Source organism: Desulfovirgula thermocuniculi DSM 16036 (assembly GCF_000429345.1).
In the GTDB taxonomy this organism is placed as follows: domain Bacteria; phylum Bacillota; class Desulfotomaculia; order Desulfotomaculales; family Desulfovirgulaceae; genus Desulfovirgula; species Desulfovirgula thermocuniculi.
On record NZ_AUBR01000011.1, the window covers coordinates 1 to 14,243 of the forward strand.

The following is a 14,243-nucleotide window of genomic DNA, read 5'->3' on the forward strand; positions in this document are numbered from 1 at the left end:
AGTCGGTCCTGTAGCAGCACACGTAGTCAAAAAGTCTTCACCCCGCCTGTCGGCAATTCAGAACCTCACCGGCGTCACGCTCCCTACGTCGGGGTCGTTGGCCCTGGAGGCGTCCAGCACCGGGGGAGCAAAAAGCTGGCGGCAGGCCTGATTGCTCTCTACGGCCACGTCTGACGCATATGTAACCGGATGGTATGCTCATGCTGGTGTTTATTTCCTGAGGCCGACTCTGTGGTGGCTTGTTTAAACCATCTACGGTTTGGTTTCAAGGCAGGTTCCTCGAGGCGTTCGTTTGGGTGATGGGGTCTCATAAGGGAAATTTTCTTGTGAGGGCACCTACTGAATCTTGACACGGACACAACATTTTGTTGGGATTGCCCCGGTTGCCGTCGCGTGCTATAATATACTAGTGTGCAAATGCGAGAGCAAAGCGAGGTGTTCTGGAAGGTGAAAGAAGGCATTCACCCGCCCTACGGTAAGGCACGGGTCATCTGCGTCTGCGGCAACACCTTTGAAACCGGCTCCACCAAAAAGGAGCTGCGGGTGGAGATTTGCTCCAAATGCCACCCCTTCTTTACGGGTTCCCAGCGCACGGTGGAAACCAGGGGAAGGGCGGAGAAATTCCGCAAAAAGTACGGCTTGAAGTAGCAGAGCGGGCGCTCTGCTATTTATGTAAGTGGGGAGGACGGGGATGGGCGACGCGACCTACGGAGGCCAGGCCGTCATTGAAGGGGTGATGATGCGGGGCAAAAGCCGCTGGGCCGTGGCGGTCCGCCGCCCGGACGAGAGCATTGCCGTGGAGAGCCGCCCCGTGAAGAGCGCGGCGTCCAGGTGGCGCCCCCTAAAGTGGCCCCTGGTGCGGGGAGTGGTGGTGCTGGTGGAGTCCCTCGTGCTGGGCCTGGCGGCCCTTTCTTATTCTGCCGCCCAGGCGGCGGGCGAGGAGGAAGAGCTGTCCGGCTGGGAGATCGGCCTCACCCTGGCGGCGGCCCTGGGTTTGGGCATTTTCCTCTTCATCCTCCTCCCCGCCGGCATTACCCACTACCTCGCCGCCCGGCTCAAGGGAAGCCTGCTGCAGAACGCCGTGGAGGGGGCCGTGCGCATGGGCGTCTTCCTCCTCTATGTGGCGGCCATCGGGCTTCTGCCCGACATTAAAAGGGTGTTTGCCTACCACGGGGCGGAGCACAAGGTGATTAACGCCTTTGAGGCCGGCGAGGAACTCCGCGTGGAGAAAGTGCGCCCTTACCCCACCTTTCACCCCCGATGCGGCACCAGCTTCCTGCTCATCGTGCTGGTGCTGAGCGTCTTCCTCTTTTCCCTCCTGGGGGAGCAGCAATCACTCTGGTGGCGGCTCGTCTCCCGGCTGCTCCTCCTTCCCGTTTTGGCGGGGGTTTCTTACGAGGTCCTGAAGCTTTCGGCCAGGTACCCGGACTTCTGGCTCTGCCGCCTCGTGCTCGTGCCGGGGCGGTGGCTGCAGGGCCTCACCACCAGGGAACCTGACGACGGCATGATCGAGGTGGCCGTTTCGGCCCTTGAGGCGGTGTTGGGAGGTGAAGAAGGCGATGCTCGAGAAACTGGACGGGCTTGAGCGCCGTTACGAGGAGCTCACCGGGCTCATTGCCGACCCGCAGGTAATGGCCGATCGGGAGCGCTGGCAGCAGTACGTGAAGGCGCACGCGGAGCTGGAAGAGGTAGTTTCCGCCTACCGGGAATACAAAAAGATCTGCCGGGAGCTAAAGGAAACAAAGGAGCTGCTGGCCGATAAGCTCGACGCGGAGTTTAAAGAGCTGGTGGAGGAGGAGTACAAGGAGCTGGAAAGGAAAAAGGAGGAAATGGAGCGCCGCCTCAAAGTCCTCCTCCTGCCCAAGGATCCCAACGACGAGAAAAACGTCATCATGGAGATCCGCGCCGGCACCGGCGGGGAGGAGGCGGCCCTCTTTGCCGCCGACCTCTTCCGCATGTACACGCGCTACGCCGAGCGCCAGGGCTGGAAGGTGGAGCTGATCGACACCAGCTATACCGACCTGGGGGGTTTAAAAGAGGTCATTTTTCTCATCGAGGGCAAGGGCGCCTACAGCAAGCTCAAGTTTGAGAGCGGCGTGCACCGCGTGCAGCGCGTGCCCGTTACCGAGTCGGGGGGCCGCATCCACACCTCGGCGGCCACGGTGGCCGTGCTGCCCGAGGCCGAGGAGGTGGAGGTGGAGATCAACCCCGAGGACCTGCGCATAGACGTCTTCTGCGCCTCCGGCCACGGCGGCCAGCACGTGAACACCACCCAGTCGGCGGTGCGCATCACCCACCTGCCCACGGGGATCGTGGTCACCTGCCAGGACGAGAGGAGCCAGCACAAGAACAAGGAGAAGGCCATGAAGGTGCTGCGGGCGCGCCTCCTGGACCGGCTGCAGGAGGAGCAGCGGCAAAAGATTGCCTCCGCGCGGCGGTCCATGGTGGGCACCGGCGACCGCAGCGAGCGCATCCGCACCTACAACTTCCCCCAGAACCGCGTCACGGACCACCGCATCGGCCTCACCGTGCACCGGCTGCCGGAAATCCTCATGGGCGAGCTGGACGAGATCATCGAGGCCCTCATCACCACCGACCAGGCCCGCCGCCTCCAGCTGGCGGAGGAGGCGGTGTGATGAGGATGGCGGAGGCCCTGGCCACGGCCAGGGCTTTTTTGCGGCAAAGGGGGGTGCCCGGCGCGGCGCTGGAGGCGGAGCTGCTCCTGGCCCGCGCCGCCGGGACCGACCGCGTGGGGGTTTACCGGGAGGCGCAGAGGGTGCTTTTGCCCGCGGAAGAAGAAAAGCTGTGGGAGCTCTTGCGCCGCCGGGCGGACGGCGAGCCAGTGGCCTACCTCCTGGGGGAAAAGGAGTTTATGGGCCTCTCCTTTGCCGTCACCCCGGACGTCCTCATTCCCCGCCCGGAAACGGAGCTCCTGGTGGAAACGGCCCTCTTGCTCCTGGAAGGCGAAAGGGAACCCCTGGTGGCCGAGGCGGGCACGGGGAGCGGGTGCATTGCCGTGAGCCTGGCCCGCTACCACCCGGGAGCCGTGGTTTACGCCACCGACATCTCTCCCCCTGCCCTGGAGGTGGCCGCTCAAAATGCCCGCCGCCACGGGGTGGAAGGGCGCGTGCGCTTTTTGGCTGGCGACCTGCTGACCCCCCTTTACACCCTGGGGCTTTCCGGGCGCCTTTCCCTCGTGGCGGCCAACCTGCCCTACGTGCCGCGCGGCGAGATCCCTCAGCTGCCGGTGGAGGTTTCCCGCTACGAGCCACTCGTGGCCTTGGACGGCGGCGAGGACGGGCTGGATCTCTACCGGCGCCTCGTGCCCCAGGCGTGGGAGTTCCTCCGCCCGGGCGGTTACCTGCTGGTGGAAATAAGCCCTCCCCAAGCAGGCAGCGTGCCCGCCCTCTTTGCCGGCGCTGCCTGGCAGCTGTCCATAAAGACGGACCTTGCCGGGCGCGAGCGGTTGGTGGTGGCCAGAAAGGGATAAAAGCATCTTGACTAAAAGCCGGGCGGCGCAAATAATTAGCTTAGATTTACTTTTAACCCGGAATTATTCCGAACTGGGAGGCATACCTATGAAGAAAAAGGGCGGGCGTAAAGCCCTGGAGGAGGCGCTTAGAACCTTGAAAGAGCAGGGTGTGCGCCTTACGCCCCAGCGCCAGGAGGTGCTGCGGGTGCTCTTGGAGGCCGCCGAAGGGGAGCACTTCAGCGCGGAGGAGATCTGGCGCCGGGTGAGGGAGCGCTACGCCGGGGTGAGCTTTGACACCATCTACCGCACGCTGGAGCTCTTTGTGCGCCTGGGCCTGGCCAGCGAGATGGACTTTGCCGAGAGCTGCCGCCGCTACGAGTACGCCGGGCGCGGCCACCACCACCACCTGGTCTGCTTAAAATGCGGGCGGGCCGAGGAGCTGCCCTTTTGCCCGGTGGACTGCCTGGAGCGGGTGAGGGAGGAAAAGCCGCGCTTTATGGTCACCGGCCACGCCTTTAGGGTCTACGGCTACTGCCAGGACTGCCAGCAGGGGGTGCTGCGGTGAGAGGTACCGTTTGGGTGGCGGCCCTTTTCCTTGCCGCCGTCCTTTTGCTTGCCTTTGCGTCTGGCTGCCGCGCCCAAAAGCCCGCGCCTGCCGGGGAGAAGCTGGTGGTGGCGGCCACCGTCTTTCCCCTCTACGATTTTGCCCGCCAGGTGGGAGGGGAGCACGTGGAGGTTATCGGCCTTCTCCCTCCGGGGGTGGAGGCCCACCACTGGGAGCCCGGCCCGCAGGACGCGCTGAATTTGCGGCGGGCAAGGGTTTTTATATATAACGGCGCGGGGATGGAGCCCTGGGCGGAGAAGTACGCGGGCAACCTGGCCGCCGGGGGCGCGGTGGTGGTGGAGGCCAGCCGGGGGCTGGACCTGCTTCCCGTCGGAGAAGGCGAAGATGGCGACCACGCCCACCCCGGCTCCTTCGACCCCCACGCCTGGCTCGACCCCGTGCTGGCCTGCGAGATGGTGCGGCGCGTGGCCGAGGCCCTGGCGGCAGCCGACCCGGAACGCGCCGCCGCCTACCGGCAGCGGGCCGCGGACTACACGGCGCAGCTGGAGCAGTTGGACCGCGAGTTCCGCGAAAGGAGCCGGAAGTTTGCGCGGCGGGAGTTCGTCACCTCCCACGCCGCCTTCGGCTACCTGGCCAGGCGCTACGGCCTGCGCCAGCTCTCCCTGGCGGGAGTTTATGCCGAGGGGGAGCCGGATCCCGTGACCTTTCGCCGCCTCGTGGACTTCTGCCGGCGGGAAGGCATAAAGTACGTCTTTTACGAGCCGGGCGCGGGCTCCAGGATGGCCGAGGCCCTGGCCCGCGAGGTGGGGGCCCGCACCCTGGTCCTGCACCCGCTGGAAACCTTAACGCCCCAGGAAATGGCCCGGGGGGAAACTTACCTCTCCCTCATGAGGCAGAACATGGCCAATTTAAGCCTGGCCCTGGAGGAATAGACCCATGGGAGCGGTGGTGGAAGTTAGGGGAGTGACCTTTGGTTACGGGGAAAGGACGGTGCTGGAGGACGTCACGCTGGCGGTGGAGGAAGGGGACTTCTGGGCCCTTATGGGCCCCAACGGCTCGGGGAAAACCACCCTGGTGAAGCTCGTGCTGGGCCTTTTAAAACCCCGCGCGGGGGAGATCCGGCTGTTCGGCTGCCCGGTGGGCTCCTTTCGCTGCTGGCACAGGATCGGCTACGTGCCGCAGCGGGCCACCCTGGAACACCGCTTCCCCACCACCGTGGAGGAGGTGGTCATGGCCGGGCGCACCTCACGCCTGGGGCCGGGGCGCCGCCCGGGCAGGGAAGATCGGCGGGCGGTGGAGGAGGCCCTGGAACTCCTGGGCCTTCTTGAGCTGCGGCGCCTGCCTTTATCTTGCCTTTCCGGCGGCCAGCAGCAAAAGGTGTTCTTGGCCCGTGCCCTGGCGGGGCGGCCCGAGCTCTTGATCCTGGACGAGCCGGAGGCGGGCCTGGACAGCCTCGCCCTGGGATCCTTTTACGCCCTACTGCAGCGGCTCAACCGGGAGATGAATATGACACTGCTGGTGGTCACCCACGACACCGGGGCGGTGGCCCGGCACGTGGGCAAGGTGGCCTGCCTGAACAGGCGCATCATCTGCCACGGGCCGCCCGCCCAGGTGCTCACGCGGGCCAACCTGGCGCGCCTTTACGGCTTTCCCGTGCGGCGCCTTGCCCACGGCCACTGAGGCAAAAGGAGCTTGGTAACCATGAGGGACATACTTGCCTACGACTTTCTGGCCCGCGCCCTGGCGGCCTCGCTCCTGGCTGGCGCCCTCTGCCCGGCGGCGGGGGTGTATTTGGTCCTGCGGCGCCTGGCCTTCCTGGCCGATGCCCTGGCCCACGTTTCGCTGGCCGGCAGCGGCCTGGGGCTGGTGCTGGGCCTCCCTCCCTCCCCGTGCACTTTTTCTTTTGTGCTCCTGGGTGCCCTGGTAGTGGAGCGCCTGCGGGCCGCCGGGCGCGTGTTCGGGGAGGCGGCCCTGGTGCTGGTCATGAGCACCAGCCTGGCCCTGGCCCTGGTGCTCTTCGGCCTGGTGCGCGGCGCCGGGCAGGAGCTGGGGTCTTACCTTTTCGGCAGCCTCCTCACCGTAGCCCCCGGGGATTTAAAGGCCATGCTGGCGGCGGCAACCCTGGTGGCCGCCTTCCTGCTCTTCTTTGCCAAGGAGCTTTACTTTATTTCCTTTGACGAGGAGTGCGCCCGCGCCGCCGGCCTGCCCGTGGGCCGCCTTAACGCCGCCTTCATGCTGGCGGTGGCCCTGGCCGTTTTTGTGGCCATGAAGGTTATCGGGGCGCTCCTGGTCAGCGCCCTTATGGTTGTGCCCGTGCTGACCGCCCAGTTGTTGGCCGGGAGCTTCCGCCAGCTCTTTTGGCTTTCCCTGGCCTTGGGCGTGGCCGTCTCCGGTGGCGGGCTGGTCCTCTCCTGCTACCTGGGCACGGCTCCGGGGGGCACCATTGTGCTGGTGGCGGCGGCCGCCTTTGTCCTGGCGCAGGCCGGGACGGCAGGGGCCCGGGCTTTGAGGGGCTTCGGGCAGGGCGCTGCCCCCAGGGGCGCCCGGCGGGCTATTTGAGGGGTATGGCGGGCAGGCGCTTTAAAGTTTTATTTACCGGGTCGACGAGGATGCCCACCGACTCAAGAGCCGTTACGCCCAGAAGCGGTTCACTTCCTGGAGGACCAAAGACGACCCGGCCGGCCGTGACTTCGCCCATGAATTCAATACGGGCAAGGCCAAAGGAATACTCTTCCAGGCGGCCGTCGGCAAGCTCAAAGGCCATCCTGCCTACGGGCTTCACGCCCGCTGCCAGGAGCTTGTCGGCGGGAGCCATCGTATCGGTGGCTCCGGTATCCACAAGGAAATTGTCCTCGTAATAGTTCTGGGGGGCTTCCCCTGCTTTACTTTCCAGAGGAATAATTTTTACGGTTACATAGGTTAGTCCCATTGTTTTTTACCTCCGGGATGGCTGCAACGGGCCTTCTCACAAATCCCTTGGCCGCATTTTATCATGCGCCGCAAGCTCTTGCCAAGGAAGGTTTTGTGGTATACTACCACTTAGGTACGCGCGGCCAGTTCATGGCGGGGTAGGTGAAGGCCATCGAAACCCTTTACTGGTCCCTCGACCCCGTGAGGCCCGATCCGCAGGTTCTGGCCCGGGCGGGGAAGATCCTGCGACGGGGAGGGCTGGTGGCCTTCCCCACGGAAACGGTTTACGGCCTGGGCGCCAGCGCCCTGGACCCCCGGGCGGTGGCGCGCATCTTTGAGGTAAAAGGGCGCCCCCAGGACAACCCGCTCATCGTGCACGTGGCCGGCCCCGGGGAGGTGGCCGGCCTGGTCGAGGGGGAGGTGCCTCCGCAGGCCTCCCTCTTAATTAAACTTTTCTGGCCCGGCCCCCTTACCCTGGTGCTGCCCGCCGCCCCCCACCTGCCCCCGCAGGTTACCGCCGGCCTGCCCACCGTGGCCCTGCGCATGCCCGCGCACCCCGTGGCCCTGGGGTTGATTGCGGCGGCGGGCGTGCCCGTGGCGGCCCCCAGCGCCAACCTCTCCGGGCGGCCCAGCCCCACCACCGCGCAGCACGTGCTGGAGGACCTGGGCGGGCGCATCGAGGCGGTGCTGGACGCCGGCCCGGCGGCCATCGGCCTGGAGTCCACCGTCCTGGACCTCACCGGGCCGGTGCCGCTGATCCTGCGGCCCGGGGGGATAACGCCGGAGGAGCTGGCGGAAGTGCTGGGGGAGGTGCGCCTGGCGCCCGGTGCCGGGGGCGAGCCCTGCGCCCTGCCGCGCCCCCGCTCGCCGGGGATGAAATACCGGCACTACGCCCCCCGCGCGCCCCTTTTGCTGGTGGAGGGGGACCCACAGCGGGTGGCCGGGCGCATTGCCGAGTTGGCCCGCGGCTACCTGGCGCGGGGCAAGGCGGTGGGCATCCTGGCTTATGAGGAGACGGCCCCCCTGTACAGGCTGCCGGAGGGGCGGGTGAGCCTGGTGGTGGCCGGTTCGCGGGACAACCCTCGCGCCGTGGCCGCCGCCCTTTTCGGTGCTCTACGGCGCCTCGATGCGCTGGGAGTGGACGTGATCCTGGCCGAGGGCATGGAGCCGCGGGGGGTGGGCCTGGCGGTAATGAACCGCCTGCGCCGGGCCGCGGGAGAGAACGTGGAAAAGGTGTGAGGGGACGGATGAGTTTACCGGCTCTTTTTTTGCTGGCCGTGGCCCTGGGCACCGACGCCTTTTCCCTGTGCCTGGGCATCGGCATGGCCGGGGTGAGCCCTGCCCGGGTCTTGGCCCTCAGCGCCACCGTCTTTTCCTTTCACGTGGCCATGCCGCTTTTGGGCTTTAAGGCCGGCGAGATTGCGGGCCTCTACCTGGGCCGGCCGGCGGCTGTCGGCGGCGCCCTCATCCTCTTCTACCTGGGGGCGCGCATGATCTGGGAGGCGGTGCGGGACGAGGAGCCCCCGGACGTGGTGCTGGGCGGCTGGGGCCTCTTCCTCCTGGGGGCCAGCGTGAGCATGGACGCCCTGAGCGTGGGCTTTACCATGGGGACCCTGCGGGCCAACCTCCTCCTGGCCGTGCTGCTTTTCGGCGCGGTGGCCGGGGCCATGACCCTGGGCGGCCTCTGGCTGGGCCGCCTGGTGGGGTGCTGGGCGGGGAAGAGGTCGCGCCTCCTGGGCGGGGCCATCCTCCTGGGCATAGGGGCCAAGCTTTTCTGGCAGGTAATGGGGGGAAGCATGTAATGGCCAGGAAGGTGCTCTTCGTCTGCACCGGCAACACCTGCCGCAGCGCCATGGCCGAAGCCCTGGCGCGGGGCTACCTGGCGGAAAAGGGCGCGGCGGGGGAAGTGGAGGTGGCCTCCCGGGGCCTCTTTGCCCCGGAGGGCGGCGGGGCATCGGAGCACGCCGTGGCGGTGATGGAGGAGATGGGCCTGGACTTATCCGCCCACCGCGCGCGCCGCCTGCTGGCCGAAGATATGGCTGAGGCCGACCTGGTGCTGGCCATGACCGAGCACCACAAGGAAATGATATGCAGGTTGTTCCCGGAAGAGGCGGCCAAGGTGTTCACCCTCGCCGAGTTTGCGGGGAGGGACGGGGACGTGCCCGACCCCTTTGGGGGAACCCAGGAAGAGTACCGGCGCTGCGCCCTGCACCTCAAAGAGCTTGTGGAGGCGGCCCTTAAGAGGTGGCTTGGCGGCGAAAAGCCGGAGCAGGAATAAAAGGCTTTTTGTAGAAAGATTGCCTAAAGGCTAACCGGGGAGTGGAGCAAAAGTGCGCGTAGCTCTGGCCGCTGATCACGGCGGCTTTCGCTTGAAAGAAGAGATCATATCTTTCCTGAAAGAGAACAACATCCCCTTTCACGATTTCGGCACCCACTCCGAGGAAGCGGTGGACTACCCCGACTTTGCCCTCAAAGTGGCCGAAGCCGTGGCCAGCGGCCAGTTCCAGCGGGGCATCATCTGCTGCGGCACCGGCATCGGCGTGGCCATTGCCGCCAACAAGGTGCCGGGCGTGAGAGCCGCCCTCTGCCACGACACTTTTTCCGCCCGGGCCTCCCGGGAGCACAACGACGCCAACGTCCTCACCATGGGCCAGCGGGTGATCGGTCCCGGCCTGGCCCGCGAGATCGTGCGCGTGTGGCTTTCCGCGGAATTTGCCGGAGGGCGCCACGCCCGCCGCGTGGCCAAGATTGCCGAAATAGAGAAGAAGTACAGCCGGTGCGGGGGTAAGCCGGGGGAAGGAGCCCCTGCTCCGGCCTGCCGGGGGGAGGGAAACGGCCGTGCGTGAGCGCCTCAACCGGCCCCTGGTAGAGGTTGACCCCGAAATTGCGCGGGCCATAGAGATGGAGCTCTCGCGCCAGCGCCACACTTTAGAGCTCATTGCCTCCGAGAACTTCACCAGCCGCGCGGTTATGGAGGCCCAGGGTTCGGTGCTCACCAACAAGTACGCCGAGGGCTACCCCGGCAGGCGCTACTACGGCGGTTGCCAGTTCGTGGACATTGCCGAGCAGCTGGCCATCGAGCGGGCCAGGCGGCTCTTCGGCGCCGAGCACGCCAACGTGCAGCCCCACTCGGGGGCCCAGGCCAACCTTTCCGCCTACTTTGCCCTCTTAAACCCCGGCGACGCCATACTGGGCATGAATTTGGCCCACGGCGGCCACCTCACCCACGGCAGCCCCTTAAACATCTCCGGGCGGTACTTTAGGGTCTTTTTCTACGGCGTCAGCCGGGAAACCGGGCTCATCGACTACGAGGAAGTGGCCGCGCTGGCCGCCAAGCACAGACCCCGCCTCATCGTGGCCGGGGCCAGCGCCTACCCGCGGGCCATCGACTTTGCGCGCTTTAAGGAGATTGCCGACAGCGTGGGGGCCTACCTCATGGTGGACATGGCCCACATTGCCGGTCTCGTGGCCGCCGGGGAGCACATGAACCCGGTGCCCTACGCCGATGTGGTTACCACCACCACCCACAAGACCCTGCGGGGGCCCCGCGGGGGGATGATCCTCTGCCCCTCCAGGCATGCCGCCGCCGTGGACAAGGCCGTTTTCCCCGGCATCCAGGGCGGGCCCCTCATGCACGTCATTGCCGCCAAGGCGGTGGCCCTGGGGGAAGCCCTGCAGCCCGAGTTCAGGGAGTACCAGCGCCGCGTGGTGAGAAACGCCCGCGCCCTGGCCAGGGCCCTTCTGGAGAGGGGCTTTGAGCTGGTCAGCGGCGGCACCGACAACCACCTCATCCTCGTGGACCTGCGCAACAAGGGGGTGACGGGCCGCGAGGCGGAGGAGATCCTGGATGCCGTGGGGGTGACGGTGAACAAGAATGCCATCCCCTACGATCCCCAGCCGCCTGCCGTGGCCAGCGGCATCCGCCTGGGCACGCCGGCGGTGACCACGCGGGGCTTGAACGAGCAGGACATGGAGGCGGTGGCCGAGATCATCCACCTGGCCATTGCCCACCGCGGCGACGAAAGGCGCCTGGAGCGCGTCAGGGAAATGGTCGGCGAGCTCTGCCGCCGCTACCCGCTTTACTAGGCGCGCGGGGGTGGTCCTTTTGGCTTCCAGGCCCACCTTTGACGAGATCTACATGGAAGTGGCGGACGTGATTGCCCGCCGCTCCACCTGCCTGCGCAAGAAGGTGGGGGCGGTCATCGTGGTGGACCAGCGCATCCTCTCCCACGGCTACAACGGCGTGGTCAGCGGCGCGCCGCACTGCTGCGACACCGGGCAGTGCTTAAAGGACCTGGCCGGCAGGGAGGACTACAAGCCCTGCGTGCACGCCGAGCAAAACGCCATCTGCCTCTGCGCCAAGAGGGGGCTGGCCGTGCAGGGGGGGACCATTTACGTAAACGCGGACATATGCTTAAACTGCGCCAAGCTCATCGTTTCCTGCGGGCTGGCGCGGGTGGTGGTGCGCCGCGACTACAAAGGGGGCGAGGAGGGCATCGAGTTCCTGCGCCGCCACGGGGTGCGGGTGGACCTGTGGGAAGAAAGGTAAAGGCGGCCCTCTTTGACATCGGCGCCACCCTGGTGAGCGGCCCGGAGGTCTCGCCGGCCCGCCAGCTGGCAAGTACCCTGGGCCTGGCGGAGGAAGAGGCCCGGCGGGCGGCGGACCTGCTCATGACGCGGGAGTTTTCCTCCCCCCGGGAGGCCTGCGCGGCCCTGTCCGCGCTCTTCCCTCTTACGGCGGCGCAGGAAGAGGCCGTCTGCCGGCTCTGGGCGGCGCAAGAGACGGCGGCGCGACCCCTGCCGGGCGCCCTGGAGGCGGTGCGCCGCGCGCGGGACCTGGGATTTGCCGTGGCCCTGGTTTCGGACATATGGGTGCCGTACTTCCGGGGCTTTTTATCTGCCTGCCCGGAGATTGCCGCCCTGGTCGATTTCTGCGCCTTGAGCTTTCAAGTGGGCAGGAGGAAGCCGGACGGGAAGCTGTTCCGGGCCGCCCTGCAGGCCCTGGGGGCGGAACCTTCCCGCGCGGTCATGGTGGGAGACACTTATGAAAAGGACATCCTCCCGGCCCTGGAGATGGGCATGTTTGCCGTTTGGGTGCTTTCCCGCCCGGAAAAGGAGGGAGAGGCCCTGGCCCGCGTGCTGGCGGGGTCCTGCCCGCGCCCCCAGGCCGTCGTCGGCGGCGCGGGGGAGGTGGCCCGGGCGCTGGAGGAAATCAACCGGTTATTGAAGGAGAAATGAGCCATGAAAATAACCAGGGTTGTTCACCACCCCCCGGCGGAGCTGGTCGAAAGGCTGCGCCGGGTGACCATGCTGGCCGACCCGCAGTGCTACATATATCGGGAGGCCTTCATCTCCCTGGAAAAGATTCACACCAATTACCTCGCCCCTGCCCAGACCTACGTCTTGAGCGGCGAGCTGGCCAAAGTGCGGGAGCTGAAGTGGGAACTGGCCCGCCACGGGCTGGACCTTTTTTGCTTAAACGGTTACGTCACCCTTTACCTGGAGGGGGCGCAGGAGCCCGTCGACCTCCTCCCCCCGGTGGTGGAGGAATCCATCGAGGCCGACGGCTCGGTTTTCCACATCGTCTGCGACGGCATGCACCGGGTGTATCTTGCCCGCCTGGAGTGGGTGGTGCCTCAAGTGGTCTTCATCAGGGGGGTGCCCAGGGAGAAGCCCTATTACGCCTACCCCCTGCCTGGCGGCTGGAGCCAGGTGATCCTGCGGGAAGACCTGCCGCCCGGCTTTGTAAAGAAGTGGCACCGCGTCCGCGATTACAAATCGCTGTACCGCAATTTCAACTCCGCTTTTACCAACGTGGGCGGCCCCCGGGGCCGCTTCACCAAAGAGGGATGATCCCCTTGGAATTTATCCCCCTTCACTTTGGCGAAAAGCTGCATATCGTCAACCCGCGGGGCTATGTGGGCGTGGTCACCCTGTGGTCCCGCATTTCCTGGGTTTTAAGGAGGTTCGAGGAGGCGGGGGTAAACCTCGACCCCAAGACCTCCCCGGTGGCCGTGCTGGGGAACCTCTACGGCAACGGCTTAAAGCACCTCCTGCGCAACCTCCTCTACAACCCGCAGTTGCGCTACCTGGTCATCTGCGGGCGCGACCTCTCGGGCTCCAGGGAAGAGCTGGTGAACTTCTTTAAGCTGGGCGTGGAGGAATACGAAGCCCTGGGGGTGCGCTGCCGTCGCGTGAAGGGCACGAACCGCCTGGTGGACCACCTGCTGGGGCCGGAGCTTTTCCACGACCCGCCGGTACTGGTGGAGGTGGGGGACCTGGCCTCCGGGGAATCGCTGGCGCGGCTGGCCCGCTTTTTTAACGAGCTTCCCCCGCCCCCGCCGGTGCGGGCGGTGCGCTTTCTCTTGCCCCTGCCGCCGGTGGAGGTGGGCCGCTACCCCAGCAACCCCCGGGCCCACGTGGTGGTGGCCGAAACGCCCCTGGAGGCATGGGAGGAGCTTGTCTTCAGGATCGTGCGCTTCGGCCACCTGGTGCACTTAAAGAAGGGAGACCGCCAGGAGTTGCAGAATGTTAAAGTGGTGGTGGAAAGGCCGGTCCCCGACCCGCCGGAGGAGCTGGCCCGCTACGGCTTTTCCCTGGAGAAGTTCTCCCAGTACCAGCGCGACATCCTGGACCCCTCCCCGCCGGGCCCGGACACCAGCTACCGCTACGGGCACCGCCTGCGCAGCTACTTCGGCCTGGACACGCTTGCCGCCGTGGCCCGGCGCCTGCAGGAGGACAGCCAGGACCGCCACTGCTACATTTCCCTCTGGGACCCGGCGCGGGACCTGGAGGGGCAAAGCGGGCGCCCCTGCCTGGTCTCCCTCTTCTTCAGGGTTTTTGAGGAAAAGCTCACCTTAACGGCCACTTTTCGCACGCACAACGCCCTGGACGCCTGGCTGGAAAACTTCTACGGGCTCATGGCCGTGCAGCAGCACGTGGCCGCCGCCGCGAACCTTCCCCCCGGCGCCATCACCGTCTTTTCCCACTCCATCACCGTGGACCCGGAGGAGTACCAGCGGGCCAGGATGGTGGCCGCCGCCAGGCAGTACCGCCTGCGCTTTGATCCCCACGGCAACTTCCGCATCACCGTGGAGGACGGCCAGATCGTGGCCTACCACCTTTTCGGCGACATGGTCATCAACGAGTACCGCGGGAAAAGCGCGGCGGCCCTTGCACGGGAGATAGCCAGGGACCTGGCCGTATCGGATGCCGGCCACGCCATGTACCTGGGGCGCCAGCTGGCCCGGGCAGAGGCCTGCCTGGCCGGCGGTGAACCTTTTGAGGAAGGCTAAG

At 66.4% G+C, this 14,243-nt stretch carries 18 protein-coding genes; 17 read left to right on the forward strand and 1 reads right to left on the reverse strand.

The annotated features are described in order from the left end of the window. The first annotated feature begins 447 nt into the window (after positions 1–447). The 8 genes from rpmE to G454_RS17685 all read left to right on the forward strand — a co-directional run bounded on the left by rpmE (position 448) and on the right by G454_RS17685 (position 6,596). Positions 448–648, forward strand: a complete 201-nt coding sequence (gene rpmE / locus G454_RS0104245) for a 50S ribosomal protein L31 (protein ID WP_027717600.1) — start codon at positions 448–450, stop codon at positions 646–648. A gap of 43 nt (positions 649–691) precedes the next feature. Next, positions 692–1,585: a DUF1385 domain-containing protein gene (locus tag G454_RS0104250; protein ID WP_027717601.1), complete on the forward strand. Its 894-nt coding sequence runs from the start codon at positions 692–694 to the stop codon at positions 1,583–1,585. Then, positions 1,560–2,636, forward strand: coding sequence for a peptide chain release factor 1 (gene prfA, locus G454_RS0104255; protein ID WP_027717602.1), 1,077 nt, complete (start codon positions 1,560–1,562; stop codon positions 2,634–2,636). The genes G454_RS0104250 and prfA overlap by 26 nt, the downstream gene beginning before the upstream one ends. Next, positions 2,636–3,490, forward strand: a complete 855-nt coding sequence (gene prmC / locus G454_RS0104260) for a peptide chain release factor N(5)-glutamine methyltransferase (protein ID WP_027717603.1) — start codon at positions 2,636–2,638, stop codon at positions 3,488–3,490. Before prfA ends, prmC begins: the two co-directional genes overlap by 1 nt. 88 nt (positions 3,491–3,578) lie before the next feature. Further along, positions 3,579–4,037 (forward strand): Fur family transcriptional regulator, encoded by a 459-nt coding sequence (locus G454_RS0104265; protein WP_035106895.1) that lies wholly within the window; start codon positions 3,579–3,581, stop codon positions 4,035–4,037. Then, positions 4,034–4,969: a metal ABC transporter solute-binding protein, Zn/Mn family gene (locus G454_RS0104270; protein ID WP_211229951.1), complete on the forward strand. Its 936-nt coding sequence runs from the start codon at positions 4,034–4,036 to the stop codon at positions 4,967–4,969. The genes G454_RS0104265 and G454_RS0104270 overlap by 4 nt, the downstream gene beginning before the upstream one ends. A 4-nt stretch (positions 4,970–4,973) precedes the next feature. Beyond that, on the forward strand, positions 4,974–5,717 hold the full coding sequence (locus G454_RS0104275; protein ID WP_027717606.1) for a metal ABC transporter ATP-binding protein: 744 nt from the start codon (positions 4,974–4,976) through the stop codon (positions 5,715–5,717). A 21-nt stretch (positions 5,718–5,738) separates the two neighbouring features. Continuing rightward, positions 5,739–6,596, forward strand: a complete 858-nt coding sequence (locus G454_RS17685) for a metal ABC transporter permease (RefSeq protein WP_051275873.1) — start codon at positions 5,739–5,741, stop codon at positions 6,594–6,596. Here G454_RS17685 and G454_RS0104285 read toward each other — a convergent pair. Further along, complete coding sequence (locus G454_RS0104285) at positions 6,589–6,966, reverse strand: hypothetical protein (RefSeq protein ID WP_027717607.1); 378 nt, start codon at positions 6,964–6,966, stop codon at positions 6,589–6,591. The two genes, G454_RS17685 and G454_RS0104285, sit on opposite strands and share 8 nt — an antisense overlap. 143 nt (positions 6,967–7,109) lie before the next feature. Here G454_RS0104285 and G454_RS0104295 point away from each other — a divergent pair, with 143 nt between their 5' ends. The 9 genes from G454_RS0104295 to G454_RS20265 are packed head-to-tail and all read left to right on the forward strand — an operon-like array spanning position 7,110 to position 14,242. After that, positions 7,110–8,186, forward strand: a complete 1,077-nt coding sequence (locus G454_RS0104295) for an L-threonylcarbamoyladenylate synthase (protein ID WP_027717608.1) — start codon at positions 7,110–7,112, stop codon at positions 8,184–8,186. 8 nt (positions 8,187–8,194) lie between these two features. After that, positions 8,195–8,749: a manganese efflux pump MntP gene (locus G454_RS0104300; protein ID WP_027717609.1), complete on the forward strand. Its 555-nt coding sequence runs from the start codon at positions 8,195–8,197 to the stop codon at positions 8,747–8,749. Continuing rightward, positions 8,749–9,225, forward strand: a complete 477-nt coding sequence (locus G454_RS17690) for a low molecular weight protein arginine phosphatase (protein ID WP_035106898.1) — start codon at positions 8,749–8,751, stop codon at positions 9,223–9,225. Before G454_RS0104300 ends, G454_RS17690 begins: the two co-directional genes overlap by 1 nt. 52 nt (positions 9,226–9,277) lie before the next feature. Beyond that, the gene (gene rpiB, locus G454_RS17695) at positions 9,278–9,793 is read left to right on the forward strand and encodes a ribose 5-phosphate isomerase B (protein WP_084413248.1); all 516 of its coding nucleotides are present in this window, start codon (positions 9,278–9,280) and stop codon (positions 9,791–9,793) included. A 55-nt stretch (positions 9,794–9,848) separates the two neighbouring features. Then, positions 9,849–11,033, forward strand: coding sequence for a serine hydroxymethyltransferase (locus G454_RS0104315; RefSeq protein WP_051275889.1), 1,185 nt, complete (start codon positions 9,849–9,851; stop codon positions 11,031–11,033). Positions 11,034–11,052: 19 nt separating this feature from the next. Then, a complete protein-coding gene (locus G454_RS0104320; protein WP_027717611.1) occupies positions 11,053–11,496 on the forward strand; it encodes a deoxycytidylate deaminase in 444 nt (147 codons plus the stop codon). Next, positions 11,481–12,185 carry an HAD family hydrolase gene (locus G454_RS17700; protein WP_035106900.1) on the forward strand — a complete coding sequence of 235 codons (705 nt, stop codon included), beginning with the start codon at positions 11,481–11,483 and terminating at the stop codon, positions 12,183–12,185. The genes G454_RS0104320 and G454_RS17700 overlap by 16 nt, the downstream gene beginning before the upstream one ends. Before the next feature lie 3 nt (positions 12,186–12,188). Further along, positions 12,189–12,800, forward strand: coding sequence for a hypothetical protein (locus G454_RS0104330; RefSeq protein WP_027717612.1), 612 nt, complete (start codon positions 12,189–12,191; stop codon positions 12,798–12,800). A gap of 5 nt (positions 12,801–12,805) precedes the next feature. Next, positions 12,806–14,242, forward strand: coding sequence for a thymidylate synthase (locus tag G454_RS20265; protein ID WP_027717613.1), 1,437 nt, complete (start codon positions 12,806–12,808; stop codon positions 14,240–14,242). The last annotated feature ends 1 nt before the right edge of the window (position 14,243 follow it).

Coding starts and splice junctions, on each gene's coding strand:
- G454_RS0104265 (WP_035106895.1), top strand. CDS start 3,579: ATGAAGAAAAAGGGCGGGCGTAAAGCCCTGGAGGAGGCGCTTAGAACC.
- prmC (WP_027717603.1), top strand. CDS start 2,636: ATGAGGATGGCGGAGGCCCTGGCCACGGCCAGGGCTTTTTTGCGGCAA.
- G454_RS0104300 (WP_027717609.1), top strand. CDS start 8,195: ATGAGTTTACCGGCTCTTTTTTTGCTGGCCGTGGCCCTGGGCACCGAC.
- G454_RS0104285 (WP_027717607.1), bottom strand. CDS start 6,966: ATGGGACTAACCTATGTAACCGTAAAAATTATTCCTCTGGAAAGTAAA.
- G454_RS17690 (WP_035106898.1), top strand. CDS start 8,749: ATGGCCAGGAAGGTGCTCTTCGTCTGCACCGGCAACACCTGCCGCAGC.
- prfA (WP_027717602.1), top strand. CDS start 1,560: ATGCTCGAGAAACTGGACGGGCTTGAGCGCCGTTACGAGGAGCTCACC.
- G454_RS0104315 (WP_051275889.1), top strand. CDS start 9,849: ATGGAGCTCTCGCGCCAGCGCCACACTTTAGAGCTCATTGCCTCCGAG.
- G454_RS0104275 (WP_027717606.1), top strand. CDS start 4,974: ATGGGAGCGGTGGTGGAAGTTAGGGGAGTGACCTTTGGTTACGGGGAA.
- G454_RS17685 (WP_051275873.1), top strand. CDS start 5,739: ATGAGGGACATACTTGCCTACGACTTTCTGGCCCGCGCCCTGGCGGCC.
- G454_RS0104250 (WP_027717601.1), top strand. CDS start 692: ATGGGCGACGCGACCTACGGAGGCCAGGCCGTCATTGAAGGGGTGATG.
- G454_RS0104330 (WP_027717612.1), top strand. CDS start 12,189: ATGAAAATAACCAGGGTTGTTCACCACCCCCCGGCGGAGCTGGTCGAA.